The organism is Flavobacterium sp. AC267 (genome assembly GCF_979258715.1).
In genome coordinates this window covers 4147439-4170062 of the sequence record NZ_OZ409875.1, presented here as the reverse complement: position 1 = coordinate 4170062, position 22624 = coordinate 4147439, and the positions used below count along the sequence as shown (strand labels likewise).

The window sequence follows — 22624 nt, the reverse complement described above, 5'->3', positions numbered from 1 at the left end:
TTATTTTGCTGGGCAGAGGAAAATATCCTAAGACCTAATATTACCTCTTGAAAATCCTTCTATAAAGCTTTAGTAGTTATAAAAATCATATATTGTTAAGGCTGAAATTAAATCAAAAAGCACTGGCTTGACTTTCAGTAAGTTACCATTTTGTGTTGTATTGTGTTATTAAATCCAATTAGAATCACAGCTAAAGATAAAAGTTATGAAAGCATTGCTGATAGGAGCTACGGGCTCTACTGGAAAATTTCTCCTCGATGAACTGATACAGGATGATGATTATACTTCAGTAACTATTTTTGTAAGACGTCCCACAGGAAGGTCTCATCCTAAGCTGTCGGAGCATGTTATTGATTTTTCCAACCTAGAGCAGTATAAAGAGCACATTACGGGAGATGTGCTGTTTTCCTGTTTGGGAACCACTTTGAAAGATGCGGGTTCGCAGAAAAAACAGTTTGAAATCGATTTTGAAATTCCCGTTGCATTTGCCAGTTATGCCAGACAGAATAGGGTAAATTCAATCGTTTTGGTTTCGTCCTCTAATGCCTCGCCAAACAGCGACATCTTCTATTTCAGAATGAAAGGAGAACTGGAAACGGCAGTTACAGAACTTGATTTTGGGCAGTATATAATATTCAGACCAGGCCCTCTTCTGCGCAAAGAAACCGATAGGGCTGGAGAAAAAGTACTAGTGCAGGCGCTCGGCTTTTTGAACTGCATTGGAATCATGCGAAAGTACAAGCCTCTTCCGACTGAAATTTTGGCAATGAAACTCGCCAAGGCACCTTGGAAACTGCTGCAGGGAACTTCTATGTTAAAACTTCAGGAAATTGAAGCTTTCTAAAAACATCATAAGAAAAGAATTACTGGAAGATATATGAAGTGTTAAAATATGGATGAATTAATTGCATACTTTGAAAAAGATCTAAAAGCGCATTTGGAAAAAACATTTGCATCTTCCATCGAGCAGGATCTCATTAAAAAATTAAACGAAACCGAAAAAGCGGTTTTTGCGTATACTGATAATTATCTTTTAGATTCACCGCTTATTGCAAAAGATGTGGAGCCTTCTGTCCAGCGGATTTTAGATGCATTTTTAAAATCGAAAATCTAATAAAATAGTACTTTAGTTACATCAGTGACATCAATTGCTGATCATCACTACTTTTATAATGGAAATAAAAAAGGGAAACAAAGCTGACAGGTATCTCGATAGAAACTATAGGAAATCTTAAATTTATATAAGCTCAACGTCATCCAAAGAACTTAATCCTTCTTTTTCTGATTTCAGCACCACTGTAATCTCGCCATTGAGTTCCATCACAACAGCTTTCACATCTTCAATCTGGTCTATGCCCGATTTTCTGATGGTAGAATATATCTCGTCTTTGGTGACCGCTTCCCTTGCCATGGCCCTTTCAATAAACTCCCCATTGTAAAATATAAGAATGGGCACTGAATTTAGGAGTTTCTCCACTTTCTTTGAAGAGCGCGCTGTCAGCGCAAATAAGTACTGTAATGCAATAATTAGAAAAAGCACAACACCGCCCTCTGCGAGAGGAACCATAGCCAGCATCATGTACGATAAAGTGGATCCCAGTGCTACTGTAACCACAAAATCAAAGGCATTGAGTTTGGACAAGGTGCGCTTACCTGAGATCCTCAAGAAAAAAAACAGCGTGACAAATGCTATGATGGTAGCCAGGACAATATGTCCGATTCTTGTCCAATCCTTAAAAAATACTTCTTCCATATCATACTGTTTTAAAAACTATTATGCATTTTGCAAGTACCGCCGCTGGTCAGCATGTCTTTGCTCAATCAGGTGCTGTATAATTTTTCTCCCCGTTCGGGTGCTTAGCGGGGCCCCGTGTCGCAGTGCATCTTTAAAAATACAATAACGGTCGCGGCTTATTTTATATAATTCACTGCAGGGCTTGTTGAATTTTCATTAGGATGGTTTGGTGATAAGGGAATCGCTGACTTGAAGCGCAGTCAAATGAAGGCGCAGTAAGCAGAACAGCTGTTGTTTGAGATTCTGTGCTATAATTAGTACCTTAGCGCTCCAAGCAAAACCAGCACGGCAAATTAATCCTTTTTTATAACCTTATGGGATCCGACCAGTATATCAGGCTTTCACAGCTTAATGACAAAATCCAGGACACGATCAACGACCGCTTTAGGGGGCAGACGTACTGGGTGGCGGCGGATATTACCAATCATTCTTTTAAGGCCGATAAGAAAATCCATTACTTTGAACTGGTGGAAAAAGCAGTTTCCGGAAATGCCATAACAGCTAAGATACTGGGCAAGTCATGGGGAGCAGGTGCACTGCGGATCCTTGATTTTGAAATAACCACAGGACAGCGCTTCACCAACAATCTGCATGTGCTGGTGCTTGCTCAGCGTGGATTACCATCCGCTGTATGGGCTTTCGGTTAATCTTCTGGATATCGACAGTAATTTTATGCTCGGGATTCTCGAACAGCAGCGTAATGCTACACTGGAGAGACTGGTAAGGGAAAATGATTTTATCCAAAAACTGGCAGATGGATATTCCACCTTCAACAGCAGACTCCCCCTTCCAGCGGTCATCCAAAGGGTGGCGGTAATCTCCTCGAGCAGTTCGGCAGGAAATGAGGATTTCCGCCATACCATGCGGCACAATGATTTTGGATATGTTTTCCAAATTGATGATTATCATACCGTGGTTCAGGGAGATAACAATGCCAGGCTCTTTTTAAATAAACTCATTGAGGTGTACACGAGCGGTATACCCTATGATGCGGTTGTCATCACAAGGGGAGGCGGGGCACAGTCCGATTTTCTGATTTTTGACAATTACAATATAGCCAGGGCAGCGACCAAGTTTCCCATTCCGGTGATCACAGGTATCGGGCATCAGAAAAATATCAGTCTTACCGATATGATGGCCCATACCCATACCAAGACCCCGACTAAGGCGGCTGAATTTATCATAGCGCATAACCGCAGTTTTGAGCAGGGAATCCTCTCACTGCAGGGGACTATTGCACTAAAGTCACAGCAGCTTTTCCTTAAGCATTACAAGGAGCTCAATGAACTCAAAAGCAGTATTTCCCATAATGCAGCAGAGCTTCTTTCAGGTCATAAACAGCGGCTGATGGAGATCCGGCAGGATGTGGCGCATAACAGCAGAAAGGTGCTTTCCAATGCGCAGGGCAGACTGCTTTATACCGCCCAGCAGACCCTGCGGCATACCGCAGTATATCATGCGGCAGAAAAGAAATGAGTCGCAGTATATCGCGGCAAATCTGAAGACTGTCGCCAATCAGTATCTCCGCGCCCAAAACCAAAATCTGCGACATTACCAGCAGAGCATAAAACTAATGTCTCCTGAGAATATACTTCGTAAAGGATATGCCATTATACGATCACGTAATAAAATTGTCAATGGGGCCTCGGAAATACACGAAGGGGAAGATATAGAAATACTATTAAAAGATGCAGTGCTGAAAAGCACGGTCAAAGAAAAAATACAATACGATGGAAACCACACTGACTTATGAGACCGCGGCAGACGGAACTAACGGCTATTGCCAAAGAAATAGAAAATGAAACGATCTCGGTGGATGAGCTTGCCGCTAAGGTAAAAAAGAGCTTCGCTGACTTATTGCTTTCTGCCAGGCCAAACTCAAATCTACCGAAGAAGAGGTGGGCAAAATCATCAGCAGTATGGAAAATCCTGCAGGCTGATTGGTCATTTTTATACTAAAACGGGGTTTTACTGCGTTATACTGATATATAAGCCTGTAAAGAGAATACCTGAATGAAGTGCAGGTATTTGTACAGTCCAAGCCGAAATTGTAAAACCCCATTTTTCCTTTGAATAATGGGGTTTTACATATAAAGAATTATTGTACTGGGAGTACCTGCCAAAAGCCGCACTGCTAGTTCCAGGGCTTCCACCATTTTTTTTCCTCAGTGCCGCTCTCAGCAGTGCTTTGATCCGTTTTTTGGGTATCTGGAAAAACATTTGGATCAGGGTCTGGTGTTCTGTCGCTCAAAGGGATTTGGTGCGGCGGTCAAGTGCTCCTGCAGGTCCTGTGCGGTAAAAGCGACTGTCTGACCCAGATCATCTGCAGGTCTCAGGCCCCTAAAGCCGAAATCGATCGGTTTTTGTTTTCCTATTTCAAAAAAATCCACGATATACTGTTTTTTTTCTGTCTCCACCGCTGTTACTTTTCCCTTGTTCCAAACTGGATGCGACGACCAGATCGCCTTCTTTGAAGGCAGTGTCATTATCAGGCTGGTTATTGTTTGGTTGTACTTTACTGTTTTGAATGATTTCAGGGGAGAGTTTTCCTTTTCGAATATAAAATTCTTCACTGATCTCAAAAAGAAAGCGCGAAGGGTATTTGTTAAGCCCTGTCGTAAAATTAAAGCCTTCCGAATCGGTCATGTAAAACCTTTTCTCAGCGCGGGTAACCGCTACATACATCAGTCTCCTTTCTTCCTCGATGGCGCGTTTTCTTCTTTCCTTAATGGAAAGTGCGCTGGAGCGACACCCCTTCGGAAAAACCACAGAGAAAAACATAAGGAAATTCCAGTCCTTTGGAAATATGGATGGTCATTAGTTTTACCTTATCCTGCTTGCTGGTTCTCGGCATCCAAATCGGTATACAAGGCAATTTCCTGCAGGTATTCTGAAATATTGACCGGCGCGTTATTTTCCTTTTCAAGCAGTAGCATGGAATTGACCAGCTCCTTAATATTCTCCAAACGGTCCTGGTCACCATCTTTTCGGTAGAGTTCCGAAAGACCGCTTTTATCAAGAATGATTTTGACCAGATCCGATATGGATTTGGTTTTAGCATCTTCTTTGAGCTCGGTAATCAGTTTTACGAAATCCAGCGCCCCTTTTTTGGCAAGTTCCTTATCGCCCGTATTACGCTCCAGTGCCTGAAGAAGGGAAAGGTTCTGCTCCCCGGCCAGAAGACTGAGCCTTTCGAGAAATTTTTTGCCAAGACCCCGCGAGGGCTGGTTATGCATGCGCAGAAAGGAGAAGTTATCGCCCTGCACTATCAGGCGCGGCATCGAGAGTACATCCTTTATTTCTTTTCTTTCAAAAAAGCGGATACCTCCGAAAATAGTATACGGAATGTTTTGTTTAATAAGTGCCTGTTCAATATTTCTCGAGAGATGATTCGAACGGTACAGGATGGTGACATCTGAATAGGAAGCGTTTTCTGTCTGTAGGATGTCCTTGATTTCAGAGGCTATCCAGAGGCTTTCCTCAAAATCATTTTTTCCATGGAAATGCACCACTTCAAATCCTTCGGGTTTGTCGGTGATCATATCCTTGTCCACCCTTACCGTATTGTTTTTAATGATATGATTGCCTACTTTGAGTATGTTAGGGGTGGAGCGGTAATTGCGGTTCATGATAATGGTCTGGGTATCGGGGAACATCGTGTCAAATTCAACCAGATACTCCGGTTTGGCACCGCGCCATTCGTATATAGTCTGGTCAGGATCCCCGACCAGAAAAAGGTTTTGATTGACACGCGAAAGCATTTCTACCAGATGGAACTGGCTTTCTGAGCTGTCCTGCGCCTCATCGACCTGAATATAATGCAGGTTCTGCTTGCCATTTTAAAAGCACGTCGGCATTGTGGTCTAATATAAAGGCAGTAAAATGGATCAGGTCATCAAAATCAAGAGCGTAGTTGCGTTTTTGTTTGTCGAGGTAAATCTGGAACACACTGCTCGATAAAGAGTCGCTTTCATCGGGCTCAAAGCTTTTATTTTCTAGTATATACGAGAGGTAATTTGAAGTGCTTTTCTGCTTGGAAATAAAACGGAGCACCTGTTTGAAGGTCAGATGCTTGGAATTGATCTGAAGTTCGGTGAAAACATCCCTGAGGATGCTTTTTTGATCCTCGGCATCCAGTATGATGAAATTTCTGGGGTAGTGTATTTTATTGATTTCCTCGCGCAGGAACCTTACGCAGAAGCCGTGATAAGTGGTGATCAAACTTACATCATACGTATCTCCGATTAGTGCCTTAACACGCTTTTTCATTTCCTGTGCGACCTTATTGGTAAAGGTTACACAGAGAATATTGGAGGAATTAATACCAAGCCTGTCCACGATGTAGGCAAACCTGGAGGTCAATGCCTTGGTTTTTCCTGATCCTGCTCCCGCAATAACACGCACGTAGCCTTCTGTGGTTTTTACGGCCTGCGACTGGCTGGAATTAAGGTTTTCTAAAATCGGATCGTTCATTGTAAAGCAGTAATTGTTGTGGGTCTTACGTATTAGTTTGGCTGTGATTATGCTCCACGGGCAGACCAGGGAACCCTTATACAAATTTACTAATTTATTGCAAGCCGCAGTACACCGAGCAAAGAATCACATTTGAATTCAAAATAAAATCTTGAAGAGAATTCTTTAGTATAGTAAAAAATTCTCTTCAAGATCTCTGCTTGGCCGAATGCTTTTTTTTAAAGTAGACTGTTTAATCTTCCTCATCATCGTCTTCAACAGCTTTTTCCTCATCAAGTGTTCTTCTATCGGCGTCCGGGTCACGGTCATCAGGATCAGTATGATCATGATTTTCGTAAGTATCCTTGTGAATACCAGTGGTGTCATTTTCATGCTGGTTGACTGCTGGATCTTTTTTCTCCAGTAGTTCAGAATTTATGGAATCATCCGCCGCGTGATAAGTACGTTCATCCTGATCGTAGTTATCGTAATTTTCATTTGACATCATTTTTTTATTTATTTAGTGTTACCTCTTTAATTTTATCTGTAATAAAGCCTTTATAATTGTGAGAGTTTAGAAGGGTCGGTTGCCTCTTCAATGCTCTTTCCTTCGGGCTTGTACTGTTTTTCTGTTTCTTGTTTATCGTGCCAGGGACCTTCTTTCAGGCGTACTTTTTCAGAGGCGCTTTCTCTTGAAGAGCTATCGTGCGTAGTATCTGATTCCCTTTCAATGCGATGCTCTTCGTGCTGGCTGTCCTTGTTTTTATAGCTCGCTGTTTTCCATGATTTTCCGTTTTATGGTTTTTCTCTTTGTGATTTGTCAATAGTTCGCGTGCCTGTTTAAGACCCGTTGCTATTGCTCGTCTGCTTCATCTGCGCCGTCCTGCAAGGCAGTGCGCTGGCTATTTCCACTGCTTTCTCTCTAAGGGCCGCCGGCTGGTTCTTGTAAGATGGGGGATAGTCCCCTTTATACCAAGGCATGCGATCAGCTTTTCTGCTCCAGGTTTTCGGTGAAATCTTCCACACAGGTCCCGGTCGCCCTTACGGCATTTTTTAATACTTCCTCAGGCACATTGAGTTTTTCAGACCAGTACTGCACCTCTAGTGGTTCGCCTATATGGATAGAAGAATCCTCTTTTGCTATGTTCGATTTGTCGTCCATGATTTTTAAATTTTAGAATTTATCCAAAGTTAGCATCAGGGCTAACAAATCTGTTATATTATAAAAGGTGATTTTTACAGGATTGTAATGATTTACAGTGTGTTAAGTTTTGGTGGTGACGTGCAGGAACTTAAGTTTCTCTAACTTGGCGGAAGGTGAGATTGATTCGGGGCAGTACCTGTCGGGCTGTTTTGGGCACCTGGTGCTCCCAGTAGGTGTTAGTGCTTCCGGCCATAAGCAGAAAACTGCCGTGGTGCAGGGGAATCTCTATCGGAGGGAGGTGTTTGAGAAATTTATGACGCAGGCGGAACAATCGGGTTTCTCCGAAAGTCACCGAGGCGATGTTCATGTTTTTGTTGCTACTGGTGGTTTTATCACTATGCCATCCTACACCGTCACTACCATCCCTGTAAAGATTAAGCAGTACGGCATTAAAAGCAATCTGGGTTTCTTGCTCCACACGCTCCCTGATTTGCGGCAGTTCGCGGGGCCACAGGGGATTTGATTGTCGCTCCACACGGCTGGTCTGTCCATACCAAGAGATCATTCTCGGTGCTGTTACCACCTTGTCATACATCGGCATTTCATATTCCCGCCACTGGGTGCCGTGGTATAACACCTTATAATAATGGTCCGACTGTCGCTTATTAAAGAAATTATCAATTAAAAGAAGGTCTGCATCAGGAACGTCAAACAGGCGTCTGCCGCCGTTTCCACAGCAAAAAATTTCGGTTTCATCAAATAGCATCATAATCTTGATTTTAAGAATCCATACTAGTAAACTTCAAAGCTGAAAAAAGGTTAAGGGCTTATTTATCTCTAGGCAGGTTAATTTAATGCTCTTGCGTCGAAAAACTTGTCCATTTGAATAGCTGGATTTTTACCCTGCCCATGATCTTCTATATGGTACAAATCAAAATTAATACACATTGGAACAATTTTTAAAGTTTTTTCCGTTATAAATAATAACAAAATACAAACTCCAAATACGCTGTGCTATTCGCTAAGCTGGTAAAAGATCATATGATAGCTTATTTGAGAATTGGGTGCGTGAAAACTTACAGGTATCGTTTTTATCTTTATCAAGGAATGCGACTCTGAGTTAGTGAAACTCTTTTGTGTTTTTTTTATGATTTTATTAGTATATTTCTGGTTGTTATTAAGAATACTTTACAGATAAAATGCTTATATTTATAGCTATTGTATTTCAAATTTAATTCTATCCTGAGACATTGACCGCATCTTTTGATTAGGTCCAGTGCAAGTTTAAATTTGAAACGGCGTTAAAATCATAAAAATTATGTTAGAACAACAGAATCCACAAAGAGTTATTTATTTAGCAGACGATGACGAAGATGACAGAATGTTATTTTTTGAAGCTGTGCTGGATTTGAAACTGCCGGCTGTAGTTAAAGCGTCTGAAGATGGAAAACAGCTTCTTGAAAGACTTTACACGAGTTTAAACTGCCTGCCTGAGATTATCTTTTTGGATATTAATATGCCGGGCATAAATGGTCTGGATTGTCTCAAAGAAATCCGTAGTGCAAAAAATAAGCTGAACAAAATCAAAATTGTAATGCTTTCCACAAGCAGGAGTGCCGAGAATATTGATCTGTCGTATGAACTCGGAGCAGATTTGTATGCGGTCAAACCAGACAGTTTTCAGGGATTGAAGGAGCTTGTGAAAAGGGTACTGGATTATGACTGGAGCACTGGAAAGAAAGATATAAAAAAATTTCTGCTGGCTTGATGCTTTCCAGAATTAAGCCAATGCGCTATATCATTTACTACTACTTTAGTGCTGACGGCTTTTGGGAAGTGCTGTATATGGACAAGACTGGTTGAATTGATAAAATTAAAATGCCGTCCCATACTTTAAATAATTGTTCTTGTAGATCTTTAATTAATAGATCAATCGGTCTGGTTTTGAACGTTCTTGCTCAAAAATGCATTTTCTAATGGCATACCTTATCGTTTATTTAGTAACAGCAATTCTAAAAATTGTGCTTTGCGATAAACTTTATAATTTCTACTCGTTTTTTCCGTTAATTGGCAGTTAGCGAGCAACAAGACGCAGACACGTTAGCGATATACTTTTTGCGCGCAGCAGAAGGAAATAAAAAGGATTTCTCTATATAATATGTTAGCAATTATAAACCCTTCTGTATTCACTTGATTTGCAATACACTTTTCATTAAGAGCATATACTAACAGTTTTAGTTTCGTCATGAATAATAAAAATTTACTGCTGGTGTGAAAATCTTCGCCAAAATTTTAAAATATGAAATTTAAGATAAAAAGTTTTTAATTTTCTTCTGAGCTTTACGTGCTAAAAATTGAATTTATAAACTGCAGGGTACTTTATCGAATTTCAAATCGTATAAATAACACTTTTTTTAAACTAAATGACACTTTTGTATTTTAGGTTGAAAAACGCAGTACCTTTAATTTTTATAAAGAGTGAATTTTTCATACCCGATAAGGGCATTTGCAATGTTTAATCTAGCGGCGCTTAAAAATTCTGGTGCCTTTTTTATTTCAGTTAATAAGGGATGCAGAGTGCACTGTACGATTTGCTGTGCTTTTCAAAGTTTTTTTTGAACAGACATTCCTCGGTAATACCTGTACAATCACCTGTAGTTTTAAAAAATAACAAAAACAGATAGAAGCATACATTTGGAAGATTATGTTTTTATGGACAGCCGTCTTGTATTTGATACAGGGCGGTTTTTTGATTTCTGCGTTTAATAGCATTGTTTATTGTGTACGCTTTTCTTTGGTGTCTGGCTCAGAAGCTGTTTTTTTAATATGGAGGTAAAAATCCCTAAGATGCCACCATGCGGGGCATCTTTCCAAAGGACCATTAAAATTTTTAATTCCTATGTAGCGACTTTTTAAAAAAACCTGCGTATTGGTAATTTTAGCCCAGGGCTTCCAATCCACTTCTACTGGCGGTGGATGCTTTCAAAATAGCGTTGTATTTCTTCGTGATTCATACTGCAAAAATAGCTCATAGGAGCATAAAAGGCAACACCCGCGAGGGATTAGGTCTTGTTTTTGCTATGGATTTTTTTTTAATTTTTTTTCACTGTTCTGACTTCCAGAGCTATGCAGTTTGGATTTTTTTTTATGGCCTGTCAAAGCTTTTTTACACAGGTTTTCAAGGGTATGTCCACAGTACTTTCAGCCTGCGGTTAAGGCGCATCGCCTGGGGATCTAAATACCGTTAATTCCATCACAAAGGTCGGGCAGAGCGGTGCGGTTCGCCGCAAAAAATTCCCCCATAAATGCAGGACATCCGTCCTGCTTTATTGCGTTGCTTTCTGCGCTCGCTTCGCGTCGCCCGGCAGAGGTGCTAAAATTAATCTTAAATATTTAGCATCATGAAAACTACAGCAGACAACAACTGGAAAATCGTTTCAGAAATCGAATTGATTTATAAATCAAAAGTAAAAAGTTCAGACAGACCTCATATCAGCTCCTCCAGATGTGCCTACACGATTCTGAAAGACTGCTGGGATCCCTGCAAAATTGAATTTCTAGAGCAGTTCAAAGTACTTCTTTTGAGCCAGTCCAATACCGTTCTGGGCCTTTATGAAGCTTCCTCAGGAGGAATGTCAGGAACAGTGGTGGATATAAGAGTTTTATTTACCGCGACGACTTAAAGCCCGCGCGACGAGGAATCATTATTGCCCACAATCATCCTTCAGGAGGAACAGTTCCTTCACAGCCCGATATAATGATCACCAGAAAGATTGCTCAGGCAGGAACGATTTTGGATATTAAACTGCTCGACCACCTGATCCTAACAGCTGAAAGCTACTATTCCTTTGCAGATGAAGGCGCTTTATAGCGCCTTTTCTTTAATTGTATTAAAAGAAAAATAGAATGAAAAAATAGAAGTTACAGCCTTATTATTTTCTGGTTTTTTGGTTTACGAAAGCCAGCTCAATCTAATTTCCCATTCGAGTACAGCGAAAAGACAAAGCAGTTCACCTCAAATTGTTACAGGGCTTTTAACCTGACAGCTTTTATTAAGGTTTAGTATAGGATATATTTTTGCTGTTTCCATACTTTTTATATATGTGATAAGCGGCAAATCCAAATGGCAGACTAATTAATAAGATGAAATTATTTTCGATCCCAAACAATAGCAAGGTACTGGTAATTATTAGAAAAATAAACAAGGCCGGCAGTAATTTTTGAAGGTCGCTTAATTCTTTTTCTGTTTGTTCTAAAGTCAAAAAAGGTAAAGTCCTGGAAACAAATCCAAGCATCATTTTGTTGCTAAAAAATAGGAGCTCAAATGACTTTAATTTAGTTTCAATAGTAAGGTGTTCACTCCGGTCATTGAAATTTATTTTCAAGATCTCTTCTGTATTTATTACAATGAGATTCTTATCGCTAGCGACTGTCATTTTTAAAATGCTCCATAGAAAAATATTTCCTTTTGGATAAATAAATATGATTTTCTATTATCAAAAGGGTTTCGTAATTTTCTAAAAAATAGATATCATCCAATTCAAAACTCATTCTTTTTGATTTTAGTTAGGCCGGCGACGAGTTTAGTTCCTGACGCCATATTTGGTTTACTATAACTTTTTAAAAGCGTTTTCCCCAGCGAATATCAGATATTCTCTGTCATTATAAAACAGTACAGTTATTGTATTTGCAGGACAGGTAAACAGCTTTGAAAAAGATGCTCGCTAGCATTTCCCTTGATTTTGTTTTGACACGGTTTGATCATCTTATAAAAAAAAAAAGAACACAGCCTTTTTTTAAGGTCGCGTCCGATTCATTTTTACTGCTTTTTGTCTGCTCCAAGACCCGAGAGTTTTTCATTGAGTTGCGTCAGTCCGGCCCGTCGCAGGCATTCTTCTGCAAGCCGCTGGAGCTCGGCTGTGTTTTCCTTTGGAATGCTTTGCAGCAGCACCGAGGAGCCTGCTTCATTTTGGTTCAGGCCGAGCCGCATTACATGATGGAGCAGCGAAGACATTTTTTCGTGAAATCTTCAAATCCATTCTTACCATTTCATTCATTGCGGGGATACTCAAAATGGTATCAAAAACCCGCACCACATCATTTTCTGTCAGCATAATTTCCACGTTTTAAATTCATAATATTCTCTCTTCAAAGATAGTCAGAAGCTTTAAAAACAGCCCGTTCAAAATATGGCCGGGATGGGCAGGATCCTCTGCTGTTTTCTAATTTCGCTAATGATGTTTTGAAAAAGAGCTTTGGAGATGCGGCTGTTTTTATGTGCTGGAAAGACTGCCTCGTTCCTGCAGTCGGCCAGATGTCCGTTTGTTTAACAAACGATCTGGTCGCCTTTTGCTCGGAACTCGCAGGCAGAGATTTATAAAGGTAAACTGCCCCAAAGAGCAGGGCTGGTGAACCCAGAAGCATATTGTAATGCACCCCAAGGAACGAGCACCAGGTTAGGAAATAACGGAGAAAACGAATTATAAAGGAGAAATGATGATGGAGAAAAAAAATGTAAAAAGAACCCGTATAGCGGCTGTTAGGTTTACCGCCGCAGAGTTTACGGCGATCGAGAAAAAATTTAAAGGCACTACCTGCCGTCAGATGAGCGAGTATATGCGCGACTGTCTTTTGAATAAACCCATAACAACCAGGTACCGAAATGAATCCCTGGATGAATTTATGCTTGAAATGATCCGCTTGAGAAAGGAGTTCAGTGCCGTGGCAAACAACTTTAACCAGTCGGTTAAAAAACTCCATACCCTGAGACAGATTCCAGAATTCAGGTACTGGATCAGCAAGCACCGAGGCCCAGCGCAGTGAACTGCTTGAAAGACTTGAAGTGATTCAAAAATGGATGGATAAAACAGCCGTCAGATGGTTGCAGTAATAAAGACCAGTCGCTCGGTTCGCGCCGTTTTATCATACAATGAAAATAAGGTCAAAACAGCACAGGCAGAGTGCATCGGGGAGGGGAATTATCCAATGGCTGTGGAGCGCATGAATTTTTCCATGAAACTCCAAAGACTGCTCGGGCAGACTGCCCTGAATGAGAATGTGAAGCGCGCCGGGGTGCACATCTCTTTGAACTTTCATCCCTCGGAGAATTACACCAGGGAAAAGCTTCTGGAAATCGCGGACAGTTACATGGAAAAAATAGGTTTTGGAAGCCAGCCTTATCTGGTTTATGAGCATCAGGATGCCGGGCATCCGCACATTCATCTGGTCTCGATTAAAATAAGGGCCGACGGATCGAGAATCGACATGCAGAACATTGGAAAAAATCAGTCGGAGAAAGCCCGAAAGGAAATTGAAAAAGCGTTTGGTCTGGTCAAGGCGCAGGGCAGAAATTCCAAGCAGGTTTCACTTATCAAAAAACCTGCCGCAGTGAAGGTTTGTTATGGTAAAATGGAATCTAAAAAAGCGCTGTCCAATGTGCTGGGCGCTGTGCTGTACAGCTACAGTTATACCTCGTTGGCGACCCTTAATGCCGTTTTGCAATTGTACGGGGTAAAGGCCGACAGGGGCAGTGAAGACTCGCGGATTTTTACCTCCGGGGGACTGGTATACCGCATATTGGACCCAGACGGAAAGCCGGCTGGTGTACCTATAAAAGCCAGTGATTTTTCCATTCGCCCAACCCTTGCTTTTCTGGAGCGCCGTTTCGAGCTAAACAGCACCGAGAAAAGCTTTGAAAAAAAGAGAATCCGTACTGCTGTGGACACCGCCTTACTGGGCGGGGAAACGCATTTTCAGAAGCTTATTTTAATGTCGCGCGCCCAAGGAATTGATACGGTTTTAAGGAAGAGCGACGACTGGCAGTTTATACGGTATCACCTATGTGGATCATGCAACCAAAAGCGTTTTTAACGGCAGTGAGCTGGGCAGGAATTACAGCGCCAAAGCCGTGCTGGAACGCTGTGAAAAAACAGTTGAATACAGGGCTGTTATCATACAGAAGGATGTGCTCGAAATGGACGGTCAGGATAAGCAGCAGACAGTATGCCGGTGCTGGTGTAAGCGAGGTATTTGCCAGCGGGATCCAGGAGCCGCTAAAAGCCGAGTGGCAGGCCGATTATGTTTCTGGAAAGTTTAAGGTTAGGAGCAGGAAAAAAAGAAGAAAAGGGCCTTCGAATAGGAATTAGTTAAAGAAAGAAATCATCTAAATTGGAAGGTTATGCAGACAGGGGAAAACGAACAGGCACTGAGAAAAATACTCGATATGACAAGGCTGATGAGCATTATGCTTTTGTCTGCTGCATTTTTATTATTACTGTTACAGCGCTTTTGCTCTGTGGGATTTTACAAGTCCTGTCGGAGATAAAATCCTAAGGTCGGTTTACAACACAGGTCTCTTTGGAAATTTTTATATTTCCAAGCTCGCGACGCTGGGACTGCTTTTGATTTCACTGCTGGGGGCAAAGGGGCGTAAAGACGAAAAACTGCAGTTTAAAACCGCACTATATTATATCGTTTCAGGGTCGCTTATTTATTTGGCAGGCGGTGTTATTTTAAGGCTGTCGTTTTCGGTTATCACTGTCTTGCTTGTCTTTATATTTTACTTACTATTCTGGGATTTCTGCTGGTGCTTTCCGGCGGGACACTGCTCTCGCGTACGCTTCAAAACAGGCTGTCTGCCGTAGATATTTTTAACAGTGAAAATGAAACCTTTCCGCAGGAAGAACGCCTTTTGGAAAATGAATATTCCATCAACCTGCCGGCCCAGTATTATTTAAAAAACAAACGAAGAAAAAGCTGGATTAATATCATTAATCCATTTCGCGGGATGCTGGTATTGGGCACCCCGGGCTCGGGCAAATCCTATTTTGTGATCCGTCATGTCATCACCCAGCACATTGCCAAAGGTTTCAGCATGTTTGTATATGATTTTAAATACGATGATCTTTCCAAAATTGTCTACAATACCTTTGAAAAATACAAGCATGTGTACGCAGTCATGCCTAAATGCTACTTTATTAATTTTGATAACATCATGCACCGGTGCAATCCTTTAGACCCTCAGAGCATGGAAGATATTACCGATGCCTCGGAGTCAGCCAGGACTATTCTGATGGGACTCAACCGCGAATGGATCAAACGTCAGGGAGACTTTTTTGTGGAGTCGCCGATCAACTTCTTATCAGCGGTGATCTGGTATCTCAGACGCTATAAGGACGGGGAATTCTGCACCCTGCCGCATGTCATCGAACTCATGCAGGCAGAATATGACAGTCTCTTTACCTGCTGCGCACCGATAAGGAAATCGAGGTGCTCATTAACCCTTTTATTAATGCCTATCTCAATGATGCCATGGACCAGCTCGAAGGGCAGATCGCATCGGCTAAAATAGCCATGGCCAGGCTTTCTTCTCCCCAGTTGTATTACGTGCTTTCTGGAAATGATTTTACATTGGATATTAATAATCCACTGGAGCCCAAGATTGTCTGCATGGGAAACAATCCGCAGAAAATACAGATTTACGGTGCCGTATTATCGCTGTATGTAAACCGTCTGGTCAAACTGGTCAATAAAAAAGGAAAGCTCAAATCGAGCCTTATTTTTGATGAGTTCCCAACCATTTATCTCAATAATATGGACAGCCTTATTGCCACGGCCAGGAGCAATAAGGTAAGTACCTGCCTGGGGGTGCAGGACTTCAGCCAGTCGCGAAAAGATTACGGCAGGGAGCAGGCCGATGTGATTTTAAACATCACGGGAAATATTATCTCGGGACAGGTAACCGGCGATACGGCAAAGCAGTTATCAGAGCGTTTTGGCAAGATCATGCAGGACAGGGAAAGCATATCGATCAACAGCTCCGATACTTCGGTCAGCCGTTCCAGACAGCTCGAAGCGGCCGTGCCGCCTTCCAAGATTTCTTCTTTGAGTTCAGGGGAATTTGTTGGGATGACCGCTGATAATCCAGACTGTAAAATGGAACTGAAGACCTTTCACTCCCAGATTGTAAACGATCATGAAGCTTTACGAAAAGAGGAGTTGGGCTACAAGGAAATACCGCCGGTGAGAAAACTGGACAGCGGGATGATCCAGCAGAATTACAGCCAGATCAAGCGCGATGTGCAGGAGATTATTTATACCGAGATGGACAGGCTTTTGAATGATCCCGCACTTTCTTATTTGATCATTAAGAAATAACTCTTGGGTTTGCAGTTTGTGGCCTGCCAGTTTCACAAATGACGCAGTACCTGCAGTTTGTATGCCTAACTAAACTAAGAGGTACTTAGAATAGTTTACCAAAAGTATGTTGCAGATAAAGGTCGGTTTTGGTCGCGAAATCCCAACCATCTTTTCATGTAGGTCGCAAATTGCAGGTAATAAGGTTTCGAAAGAAGCATTTAATATTTAAAAAAGGGTGCTCATACATATAAATTTTGAAAAATTCAGTAGGGAAAACTATAAGGATTTGTTGATTGAGCAAAGTAATTTTAGCCAGATTCGATAATTTAAAAGTGATTAAAATGAAAACAAATGAAACAAAAAGTAAGATACGAGGACTAAAGTATGCACAGAAATCCTTAAAGAGAAAAAGCAGGATCATCAATATTATAGTTTTTTCAATAGTGTTTTTTATTGTAATACTGCTGTTTTCTAAAATAAGCTAAGTTCCTTTTGCAGCAACTACTTACAGCGACTCAAGCTTTTGATTTTATTTCTTAAAAATTCCGTACAAAAAAGCTGTTTGACTTGTGATACAAATACATTTGTTTCAAATGCCGCCTCTGATGCTTCTTGAATCGTACAGCTATTGAGCTTACCAATACTTGTCTGGCTTTTTTATTTTCAACCCTGCTATTTAAAGATTCATTTCATACTACTTAGTGTTTTTACGTTAGTGAAAAAATGACCTCTTTTTTATTTGTATCTTCCTTTAGAGCTTTGTATTTAGATGTAGCTGTCTTATTGAAGTACCAATCGTGGTGCTTCGCACTATAAAAAAAGAAGCTTAAAATGACATTTTTTCGTCGCAAAACTGAAATAATGTCATTTTTTTGATCTGGCATAATTTTGGTTTTTTTTAAGTTTGACATTTCACAGTGTCATGTTCAAAAAATATTGTATAACAATTAAAAGTAAAATGTTATGAATCTTATCAAGAGAAATGTAAACCAGCACACTGGTTTATCGCGTACGTTTTTTGATGATGTTTTTGGCCGAGAGCTTTTCAATTGGGAAAACAAAAATTTTTCTACAACAAGCACCACAGTCGCCATCAGTAAACATCAAGGAAACTGCAGACCATTATGAAGTCGAAGTTGTCGCTCCGGGACTCGAGAAGAATGATTTTAAAGTAACTCTTGACGGTAATCTGCTGACAATTTCTTCAGAAAAGCAAAATCAGCACACAAGCCAGCAGGAGAATTTTACCCGCAGGGAATTCAGTTATCAATCTTTCCAGAGAAGTTTTGAACTTCCTAAAAATGTGGTAGACGAAGAGAAGATCAGTGCCCGTTATGTAAATGGTCTTCTGCGGCTGTCGATACCAAAAAAAGAGCAGGCAAAGCAAAAGCCTCCAAGGATGATTGAAATTGCTTAATTTTTGATCCCTTATTTTCCCATTTTAAGCTGTCCGTGAGGACAGCTTTTTATCATTATTAAATATTGATTTATGTCTTCACAATTATTCTCTGCGATAGCTGTGCTGTCCTGTGTAGTCTTATTTTTCATATTGTTGCTCGCGCCGTTTTAAACAGCCTTATTTTATAGCATATATTATAGCAGGTGTGCTGATGGGCCCGGAGCTTTTGAATGTAATCCCTGCTCCTGAAGTGGCATCGGAATTAGGTGAAATAGGCATTGTGCTTGCTTATGTTTTCAATTGGCACTGATATAGACCTGGACCATTTCAGGCAGAATTTTTATCAACCCTTTGTAATTGCTTTGGTTCAGATTCTATTGAGTTTTGTCGCAGTTTATTTTATAGGCCTGAATTTGGGCTGGACGTTCAACAGCATTATACTATTGTCTTTTATAATAAGTCTCAGCGACTCTGCAATCGTATTTCAGTATCTGGAACGCACAGGACAAATTAAAAGCCGACTTGGTATAATAACTTGTGGCGTACTTTTGATGCAGGACATACTTGTTGTACCAATGATCTTATCTTTAAACTTTATCTACGGAAGTGCGATATCTTTTTTTGAACTCGTAAAAGTTTGTATAGGAGGCATCCTCATACTTCTATTTTTACGGGCGACCATCACTAAAAGGATTTTTCATATTCCCATGCGAAAGGAAATTACTGCTGACCACGATCTCCAGGTGTTTATTGGCTTCTGCATATGTTTCGGAATGGCAGGGATAAGTTCCTGGTTTGGCCTATCACCCGCATTTGGTGCCTTTGCGGCCGGAATAATAATAGGCCGGGACAAAGCAACGCGCTGGCTGGGGAAATCACTGATCCCCTTTAAAGTCTTCTTTATGGCTTTCTTTTTTCTTGCCGTAGGTCTACGTCTTGATGCTTGCATTTTTTGTGGCAAACGCTGGTACTATTTTCATGGTAGCGGTCAGTGTTCTCATAATTAACAGTCTTATCAATTCCATACTCTTTAAGATTACTGGAAATAACTGGAGGGAAAGTATATATGCTGGAGGTCTGTTATCTCAAATCGGAGAATTCAGTTTTGTACTCCTTACGCTCAGCCGCGTCGATGGGACTGGTTGGAAATTATATACATCAAATCACGCTTGCCGTTATAACACTAACAATGCTTGTATCTAGCATATGGCTGACCGTAATCCAGCGTACTGCTCTATAAGTCGCCACTGCAAAAGCAATAATCTGACAAACTCATTTCCTATTTTTAAATATGGATTTGATTGATAAATCAGTCATTGTAAGTTTTGCAATGTGAGACTGCTGATTTAGTTAAAATGGAAAAAATCACCTTGATTGTTTAAACAGGCTAGTTTACTTACTGCATCACTTAAATCTCATTGGTGTTATTTTGTTTACTGACTATAGAAACGCAGGTGCTGTTTGATCTAGTAAAGGAGAAGGTTATAAAATGTAGAATATTTTTTCCTTGATCACAGTTTATCAATTCTTATCTTATAAACATTGTCAGCCAGTCTATTTGGACGTAATACAGTAACGAACAACACAAAATAATATTTTGAAACTGCGCAGAAAAATCGTAACTTGATTTTCAATTCGTTACAATACAGCTGTTCTAGGAACAGCTGTATTTGCTGAAAAAATAAGGATATGAAAAAATACAAAATAGGCATAATTGGCTATGGTGGATTCGGAAAATTTCTTTACCACTGGTGGAATAAAATGGAGCAGGCTCAGGTAGCCGCTGTGGCAGATTCCAGAGGTCATTTCCAGCAGACCCAAGACTGTATTTGGTATGAGAACTGGGAAGATCTTCTATCAGATCCAGAAATTGAAATTGTAAGTATCGTAACTCCGCCGGGTATTCATGCCGAAATGGCCTGCGCGACCATGCGGGCAGGAAAGCATGTGCTTTTGGAAAAACCCGCGGCAGTTACTGTGCAGGATGCCCAGAGAATACTTCAGGTACAGAAACAAACCGGAAAAATCATTACAGTAAATCATATGATCCGTTACAATCCCATCATACAGGCTTTGATGACCTTAGGGGAAAGCGGTGTTTTGGGTACGATCCGCCATGCAGTGGTCAATAATTATGCACAGGACCAGACCCTGCCTGCAGACCACTGGTTCTGGGACGAGAAACTTTCAGGCGGGATTATGGTGGAGCATGGCGTACATTTTTTTGATATTATCAATGCCCTTGGCAGACAGCATTATACTAAGATATATGGTCGCTGGGACAATCGAAATGAGTACCAGCGCGACCGCGTGTCGGCAATGGTGCTCTACGATCAAGGACTTATTGCCAGTTATTATCATGCCTTTTCAGGTCCCGGTTTTTTTGAGCAGACGACCATTAATCTGGCTTATGATCTGGCACAGGTTCAAATTGAAGGCTGGATTCCGATGAAAGGAACAATGAAGATTATGGTAAATGCCCAGAACAGGGAAAGACTTAAGGAACTTCCAGGCTGGTCAGAGACCTCTCTTGCGATTTTTGGAGATGTCACAGACCATTCAAGACCAGAGGGCTGGGGAGTCGTCGCTGAAGATTCTTCTGGAAGTCGAGACTTGGTTTATACAGCAGGCAGGGCTTACAAAGCAGATACCATGGTGTCGGGTACATTTGAAATTCCCAGTACAAAAGGAGATGTGTATGGGAAAAGCGTACAGTCTGCTCGTATTGGATCTCATTCAAAAGATAGAAAACCCTGAGCATCAGCTTGCCGTGACCCTTGAAGATGCTGTTGAAGCATTACAAACTGCGGTGCTGGCTTCCAGCTCAGGTATTGATGCTTGCAGAAGTGTGAAGCGATACGAAATCTGGCTAATGAGAGGGAAAAGTGCAGGCGAATCTTTCACTGTTTTAAAAGTACACTCGACAAGAGACTGTATGATACACACAGTAATGTGAAAATATTTTCTATATTAATAATGCCAGTGGACAGTGTTTAAAAAAAAGAGCTTTTTAGTACAGGCGCCAATGCGTTTCCTAGCCAGCTTAGATATATTTAAAACTCGAGTGTATTTAAAATAAAGCCTTCAAGCTCCTTATCAATGGCATTATTACGGGTTGACGATGTTAGAATTTTGCTGTAGAAGGTAATGTTGTTTACACTGCTGAATTCATCCAGATCTGCCAGGCACAGCACAAAGGAGCTTTGTACGGTCTGCCATAGCAGTTTGTTGTGCGATGTACTGTCACTAAGCATAACAGTGTATAGTTTTGATTGGTTCTTTTGATCAGTTGGAGCTCGCTGCAGTGATAAGCAGTTCAAAATCGTTGTCCACATCATTGTAGGAACCGGTGAGAAAGTAAGTGGTAGTCATAATGTTTAATTTAATATGGTCAAAGATTTATGATATAAGATTTAAGTTCGTTGCAGATAAATCGTCTGATAGTAACTTGTGTGATGATTGGTCTGGAGCTATATGATCTTAAAGCTTGTCCATCTCTTCGGCGACTTTCGGCAGTTCCTTCACCTCCTGACTTTTCATTGGTTCCCTTTTCAAATTTATCCGGCTCATAGCGTTTGGGATCAGTTCCCGTTTCATCGAGTTTCCCTGAATTGATATGGCTGGTTTTTTGATCACGCCTGTTTTTGGAAGTACGGCTTTGCAAAGGATTTTTCTCGCCGTCTTGGTCGCTGGTAGTAGATAGGTTTTTCATCACTTTATTGTTATGTTCGTAAGTAGTGGAAAGAGATTTTAACGTTAATTATACAATGACACGTAAGTAGTGTTATACTTTGTGCTCTATGTTTATGCAGAAGCTCCAAGTTGGATCCAAAAAGTCTGTCTGCGGTAGGCAGGCAATCAAAGAACAGTGCACCTATGTTTTTATTTCTCTAGTGGGTTTGGAAATTGTAAGCAGTGCTGCACCGATTTCGATAATGCCCAGAACCAGATGAGGTTTGTGAGATGTGCCAGCAAATCCTAACAGCCACGGTGAGGAAGCTAGTAGAATTCCCGACAGCATATCCAGAGCCAATGAACTTTCATAGGAATTATTTTAACGAGTCCTAATTCATAATTTGTCAGCAGGGAGTAGATAAATGCGGCCACTCCTGCAATATAAAATACGAGGCTTTCCACAGCGCTTAAATTTAAGCTGAATAAGGAAGGCGAGGCTAAAAGAAATATTCCCATGATATAATCCATATATCCATGAGTTTTAGTATCAATAATTTTCATTTTTTTTATTTTGATCATTAAAATAAGCAGTGGTTACCACTGGTATTACTTTGACTATAAAAGCATAGTATGAGTATAAATAAAATTGGTGTATACAATTAGATTTTTAGTATAGTGATCAAATTTCAAATATCTTTTGGAGTCATGCTTATATAATATGCTTTAAAAATTACAAAATTTACTGAGCAAGCAAGTGATTTAGATTTTGAATAAATTCTTTCAAGATGTTTTTTACTATTTATAAAATGAAGTAAGAAGGTTATTTTTTATTCAGTAAATCTTCCGGGTTGAATTACTTAATTCTGATGTAGACCACTAAAAAAAACTGGATCTAGGTAGATTGAGATTTCAGTTAGGAAGCTTGATCAACCAGCTGTACTTTTATTTTATAAGTAAAAAAATTATCTTTGAGAAGGTGTTCGCTAACAGTAGTGATATTTGATTTAAATTTTAAGTATTT

At 40.5% G+C, this 22624-nt stretch carries 28 protein-coding genes and 1 pseudogene; 18 read left to right on the top strand and 11 right to left on the bottom strand.

The window, feature by feature from the left end:
* Positions 1-205: 205 nt before the first annotated feature.
* A complete protein-coding gene (locus ACZZ95_RS22105) occupies positions 206-844 on the top strand; it encodes an NAD(P)H-binding protein (protein ID WP_463470706.1) in 639 nt (212 codons plus the stop codon).
* A gap of 48 nt (positions 845-892) precedes the next feature.
* A complete protein-coding gene (locus ACZZ95_RS22100; RefSeq protein ID WP_463470705.1) occupies positions 893-1114 on the top strand; it encodes a hypothetical protein in 222 nt (73 codons plus the stop codon).
* 123 nt (positions 1115-1237) lie between these two features.
* Here ACZZ95_RS22100 and ACZZ95_RS22095 read toward each other — a convergent pair whose 3' ends face one another.
* Positions 1238-1753: a DUF421 domain-containing protein gene (locus ACZZ95_RS22095; protein WP_463470704.1), complete on the bottom strand. Its 516-nt coding sequence runs from the start codon at positions 1751-1753 to the stop codon at positions 1238-1240.
* A 356-nt stretch (positions 1754-2109) separates the two neighbouring features.
* On the opposite strand from ACZZ95_RS22095, the gene ACZZ95_RS22090 reads away from it, so the two are divergent.
* Genes ACZZ95_RS22090 through ACZZ95_RS22080 form a run of 3 tightly spaced genes read left to right on the top strand, consistent with a single transcriptional unit; the run spans position 2110 to position 3548 of the window.
* The gene (locus ACZZ95_RS22090; RefSeq protein WP_463470703.1) at positions 2110-2442 is read left to right on the top strand and encodes an exodeoxyribonuclease VII large subunit; all 333 of its coding nucleotides are present in this window, start codon (positions 2110-2112) and stop codon (positions 2440-2442) included.
* Positions 2408-3271, top strand: a complete 864-nt coding sequence (locus ACZZ95_RS22085; protein WP_463471742.1) for an exodeoxyribonuclease VII large subunit — start codon at positions 2408-2410, stop codon at positions 3269-3271. Before ACZZ95_RS22090 ends, ACZZ95_RS22085 begins: the two co-directional genes overlap by 35 nt.
* Positions 3159-3548, top strand: coding sequence for an exodeoxyribonuclease VII large subunit (locus ACZZ95_RS22080; RefSeq protein WP_463470702.1), 390 nt, complete (start codon positions 3159-3161; stop codon positions 3546-3548). Before ACZZ95_RS22085 ends, ACZZ95_RS22080 begins: the two co-directional genes overlap by 113 nt.
* Before the next feature lie 623 nt (positions 3549-4171).
* Here ACZZ95_RS22080 and ACZZ95_RS22075 read toward each other — a convergent pair.
* The 7 genes from ACZZ95_RS22075 to ACZZ95_RS22045 form a co-directional block, all read right to left on the bottom strand.
* Positions 4172-4576 carry a 3'-5' exonuclease gene (locus ACZZ95_RS22075; protein ID WP_463470701.1) on the bottom strand — a complete coding sequence of 135 codons (405 nt, stop codon included), beginning with the start codon at positions 4574-4576 and terminating at the stop codon, positions 4172-4174.
* Entirely contained in the window at positions 4521-4649 is a 129-nt protein-coding gene (locus tag ACZZ95_RS22070) for a 3'-5' exonuclease (protein ID WP_463470700.1), read from the bottom strand. Before ACZZ95_RS22070 ends, ACZZ95_RS22075 begins: the two co-directional genes overlap by 56 nt.
* A complete protein-coding gene (locus tag ACZZ95_RS22065) occupies positions 4624-5610 on the bottom strand; it encodes an ATP-dependent helicase (RefSeq protein WP_463471741.1) in 987 nt (328 codons plus the stop codon). Before ACZZ95_RS22065 ends, ACZZ95_RS22070 begins: the two co-directional genes overlap by 26 nt.
* Positions 5597-6268, bottom strand: a complete 672-nt coding sequence (locus ACZZ95_RS22060) for a UvrD-helicase domain-containing protein (RefSeq protein WP_463470699.1) — start codon at positions 6266-6268, stop codon at positions 5597-5599. The genes ACZZ95_RS22065 and ACZZ95_RS22060 overlap by 14 nt, the downstream gene beginning before the upstream one ends.
* 232 nt (positions 6269-6500) lie before the next feature.
* Positions 6501-6755: a hypothetical protein gene (locus tag ACZZ95_RS22055; RefSeq protein WP_463470698.1), complete on the bottom strand. Its 255-nt coding sequence runs from the start codon at positions 6753-6755 to the stop codon at positions 6501-6503.
* Between the two features lie 477 nt (positions 6756-7232).
* Positions 7233-7409 carry a DUF3606 domain-containing protein gene (locus tag ACZZ95_RS22050; protein ID WP_463470697.1) on the bottom strand — a complete coding sequence of 59 codons (177 nt, stop codon included), beginning with the start codon at positions 7407-7409 and terminating at the stop codon, positions 7233-7235.
* A 130-nt stretch (positions 7410-7539) separates the two neighbouring features.
* Positions 7540-8160: an alpha-ketoglutarate-dependent dioxygenase AlkB family protein gene (locus tag ACZZ95_RS22045; protein WP_463470696.1), complete on the bottom strand. Its 621-nt coding sequence runs from the start codon at positions 8158-8160 to the stop codon at positions 7540-7542.
* 549 nt (positions 8161-8709) lie between these two features.
* Here ACZZ95_RS22045 and ACZZ95_RS22040 point away from each other — a divergent pair.
* Entirely contained in the window at positions 8710-9159 is a 450-nt protein-coding gene (locus tag ACZZ95_RS22040; RefSeq protein WP_463470695.1) for a response regulator, read from the top strand.
* 1007 nt (positions 9160-10166) lie between these two features.
* Here ACZZ95_RS22040 and ACZZ95_RS22035 read toward each other — a convergent pair.
* Positions 10167-10352 carry a DUF6965 family protein gene (locus ACZZ95_RS22035; protein ID WP_463470694.1) on the bottom strand — a complete coding sequence of 62 codons (186 nt, stop codon included), beginning with the start codon at positions 10350-10352 and terminating at the stop codon, positions 10167-10169.
* Positions 10353-10792: 440 nt separating this feature from the next.
* Between ACZZ95_RS22035 and ACZZ95_RS22030 the strand changes: the two are divergent.
* Positions 10793-11262, top strand: a pseudogene (locus tag ACZZ95_RS22030) (JAB domain-containing protein).
* Positions 11263-12210: 948 nt separating this feature from the next.
* Here ACZZ95_RS22030 and ACZZ95_RS22025 read toward each other — a convergent pair.
* Complete coding sequence (locus tag ACZZ95_RS22025; RefSeq protein WP_463470693.1) at positions 12211-12405, bottom strand: hypothetical protein; 195 nt, start codon at positions 12403-12405, stop codon at positions 12211-12213.
* 479 nt (positions 12406-12884) lie between these two features.
* Between ACZZ95_RS22025 and ACZZ95_RS22020 the strand changes: the two genes are divergently transcribed.
* The 11 genes from ACZZ95_RS22020 (at position 12885) to ACZZ95_RS21970 (ending at position 20884) form a co-directional block, all read left to right on the top strand.
* On the top strand, positions 12885-13214 hold the full coding sequence (locus ACZZ95_RS22020; RefSeq protein ID WP_463470692.1) for a plasmid mobilization protein: 330 nt from the start codon (positions 12885-12887) through the stop codon (positions 13212-13214).
* A 54-nt stretch (positions 13215-13268) separates the two neighbouring features.
* On the top strand, positions 13269-14261 hold the full coding sequence (locus ACZZ95_RS22015; protein ID WP_463470691.1) for a relaxase/mobilization nuclease domain-containing protein: 993 nt from the start codon (positions 13269-13271) through the stop codon (positions 14259-14261).
* Between the two features lie 307 nt (positions 14262-14568).
* The gene (locus ACZZ95_RS22010) at positions 14569-14715 is read left to right on the top strand and encodes a YWFCY domain-containing protein (RefSeq protein ID WP_463470690.1); all 147 of its coding nucleotides are present in this window, start codon (positions 14569-14571) and stop codon (positions 14713-14715) included.
* The gene (locus tag ACZZ95_RS22005) at positions 14645-15034 is read left to right on the top strand and encodes a YWFCY domain-containing protein (protein ID WP_463471740.1); all 390 of its coding nucleotides are present in this window, start codon (positions 14645-14647) and stop codon (positions 15032-15034) included. Before ACZZ95_RS22010 ends, ACZZ95_RS22005 begins: the two co-directional genes overlap by 71 nt.
* A complete protein-coding gene (locus ACZZ95_RS22000; protein WP_463470689.1) occupies positions 14977-15741 on the top strand; it encodes a hypothetical protein in 765 nt (254 codons plus the stop codon). Before ACZZ95_RS22005 ends, ACZZ95_RS22000 begins: the two co-directional genes overlap by 58 nt.
* The gene (locus ACZZ95_RS21995) at positions 15702-16547 is read left to right on the top strand and encodes a type IV secretory system conjugative DNA transfer family protein (protein ID WP_463470688.1); all 846 of its coding nucleotides are present in this window, start codon (positions 15702-15704) and stop codon (positions 16545-16547) included. The genes ACZZ95_RS22000 and ACZZ95_RS21995 overlap by 40 nt, the downstream gene beginning before the upstream one ends.
* Before the next feature lie 1003 nt (positions 16548-17550).
* Positions 17551-17946, top strand: coding sequence for an Hsp20/alpha crystallin family protein (locus ACZZ95_RS21990; RefSeq protein ID WP_463470687.1), 396 nt, complete (start codon positions 17551-17553; stop codon positions 17944-17946).
* A 187-nt stretch (positions 17947-18133) separates the two neighbouring features.
* Positions 18134-18238 (top strand): hypothetical protein, encoded by a 105-nt coding sequence (locus tag ACZZ95_RS21985; RefSeq protein WP_463470686.1) that lies wholly within the window; start codon positions 18134-18136, stop codon positions 18236-18238.
* Positions 18219-18935, top strand: coding sequence for a cation:proton antiporter domain-containing protein (locus ACZZ95_RS21980; RefSeq protein ID WP_463470685.1), 717 nt, complete (start codon positions 18219-18221; stop codon positions 18933-18935). Before ACZZ95_RS21985 ends, ACZZ95_RS21980 begins: the two co-directional genes overlap by 20 nt.
* 682 nt (positions 18936-19617) lie before the next feature.
* Positions 19618-20685, top strand: a complete 1068-nt coding sequence (locus tag ACZZ95_RS21975; protein ID WP_463470684.1) for a Gfo/Idh/MocA family protein — start codon at positions 19618-19620, stop codon at positions 20683-20685.
* 13 nt (positions 20686-20698) lie between these two features.
* Positions 20699-20884 (top strand): hypothetical protein, encoded by a 186-nt coding sequence (locus ACZZ95_RS21970; protein ID WP_463470683.1) that lies wholly within the window; start codon positions 20699-20701, stop codon positions 20882-20884.
* Between the two features lie 435 nt (positions 20885-21319).
* On the opposite strand, the gene ACZZ95_RS21965 is transcribed toward ACZZ95_RS21970, so the two are convergent.
* Complete coding sequence (locus tag ACZZ95_RS21965) at positions 21320-21640, bottom strand: hypothetical protein (RefSeq protein WP_463470682.1); 321 nt, start codon at positions 21638-21640, stop codon at positions 21320-21322.
* Between the last annotated feature and the right edge of the window lie 984 nt (positions 21641-22624).

Excerpts from the sequence above, each read along its gene's own strand:
- ACZZ95_RS22105 (WP_463470706.1), top strand. The coding sequence starts at position 206 with ATGAAAGCATTGCTGATAGGAGCTACGGGCTCTACTGGAAAATTTCTC.
- ACZZ95_RS22100 (WP_463470705.1), top strand. The coding sequence starts at position 893 with ATGGATGAATTAATTGCATACTTTGAAAAAGATCTAAAAGCGCATTTG.
- ACZZ95_RS22095 (WP_463470704.1), bottom strand. The coding sequence starts at position 1,753 with ATGGAAGAAGTATTTTTTAAGGATTGGACAAGAATCGGACATATTGTC.
- ACZZ95_RS22090 (WP_463470703.1), top strand. The coding sequence starts at position 2,110 with ATGGGATCCGACCAGTATATCAGGCTTTCACAGCTTAATGACAAAATC.
- ACZZ95_RS22080 (WP_463470702.1), top strand. The coding sequence starts at position 3,159 with ATGTGGCGCATAACAGCAGAAAGGTGCTTTCCAATGCGCAGGGCAGAC.
- ACZZ95_RS22075 (WP_463470701.1), bottom strand. The coding sequence starts at position 4,576 with ATGTTTTTCTCTGTGGTTTTTCCGAAGGGGTGTCGCTCCAGCGCACTT.
- ACZZ95_RS22070 (WP_463470700.1), bottom strand. The coding sequence starts at position 4,649 with ATGCCGAGAACCAGCAAGCAGGATAAGGTAAAACTAATGACCATCCAT.
- ACZZ95_RS22060 (WP_463470699.1), bottom strand. The coding sequence starts at position 6,268 with ATGAACGATCCGATTTTAGAAAACCTTAATTCCAGCCAGTCGCAGGCC.
- ACZZ95_RS22055 (WP_463470698.1), bottom strand. The coding sequence starts at position 6,755 with ATGATGTCAAATGAAAATTACGATAACTACGATCAGGATGAACGTACT.
- ACZZ95_RS22050 (WP_463470697.1), bottom strand. The coding sequence starts at position 7,409 with ATGGACGACAAATCGAACATAGCAAAAGAGGATTCTTCTATCCATATA.
- ACZZ95_RS22045 (WP_463470696.1), bottom strand. The coding sequence starts at position 8,160 with ATGATGCTATTTGATGAAACCGAAATTTTTTGCTGTGGAAACGGCGGC.
- ACZZ95_RS22040 (WP_463470695.1), top strand. The coding sequence starts at position 8,710 with ATGTTAGAACAACAGAATCCACAAAGAGTTATTTATTTAGCAGACGAT.
- ACZZ95_RS22025 (WP_463470693.1), bottom strand. The coding sequence starts at position 12,405 with ATGTCTTCGCTGCTCCATCATGTAATGCGGCTCGGCCTGAACCAAAAT.
- ACZZ95_RS22020 (WP_463470692.1), top strand. The coding sequence starts at position 12,885 with ATGATGATGGAGAAAAAAAATGTAAAAAGAACCCGTATAGCGGCTGTT.
- ACZZ95_RS22015 (WP_463470691.1), top strand. The coding sequence starts at position 13,269 with ATGGTTGCAGTAATAAAGACCAGTCGCTCGGTTCGCGCCGTTTTATCA.
- ACZZ95_RS22010 (WP_463470690.1), top strand. The coding sequence starts at position 14,569 with ATGCAGACAGGGGAAAACGAACAGGCACTGAGAAAAATACTCGATATG.
- ACZZ95_RS21995 (WP_463470688.1), top strand. The coding sequence starts at position 15,702 with ATGGACCAGCTCGAAGGGCAGATCGCATCGGCTAAAATAGCCATGGCC.
- ACZZ95_RS21990 (WP_463470687.1), top strand. The coding sequence starts at position 17,551 with ATGATGTTTTTGGCCGAGAGCTTTTCAATTGGGAAAACAAAAATTTTT.
- ACZZ95_RS21980 (WP_463470685.1), top strand. The coding sequence starts at position 18,219 with ATGTTTTCAATTGGCACTGATATAGACCTGGACCATTTCAGGCAGAAT.
- ACZZ95_RS21975 (WP_463470684.1), top strand. The coding sequence starts at position 19,618 with ATGAAAAAATACAAAATAGGCATAATTGGCTATGGTGGATTCGGAAAA.
- ACZZ95_RS21965 (WP_463470682.1), bottom strand. The coding sequence starts at position 21,640 with ATGAAAAACCTATCTACTACCAGCGACCAAGACGGCGAGAAAAATCCT.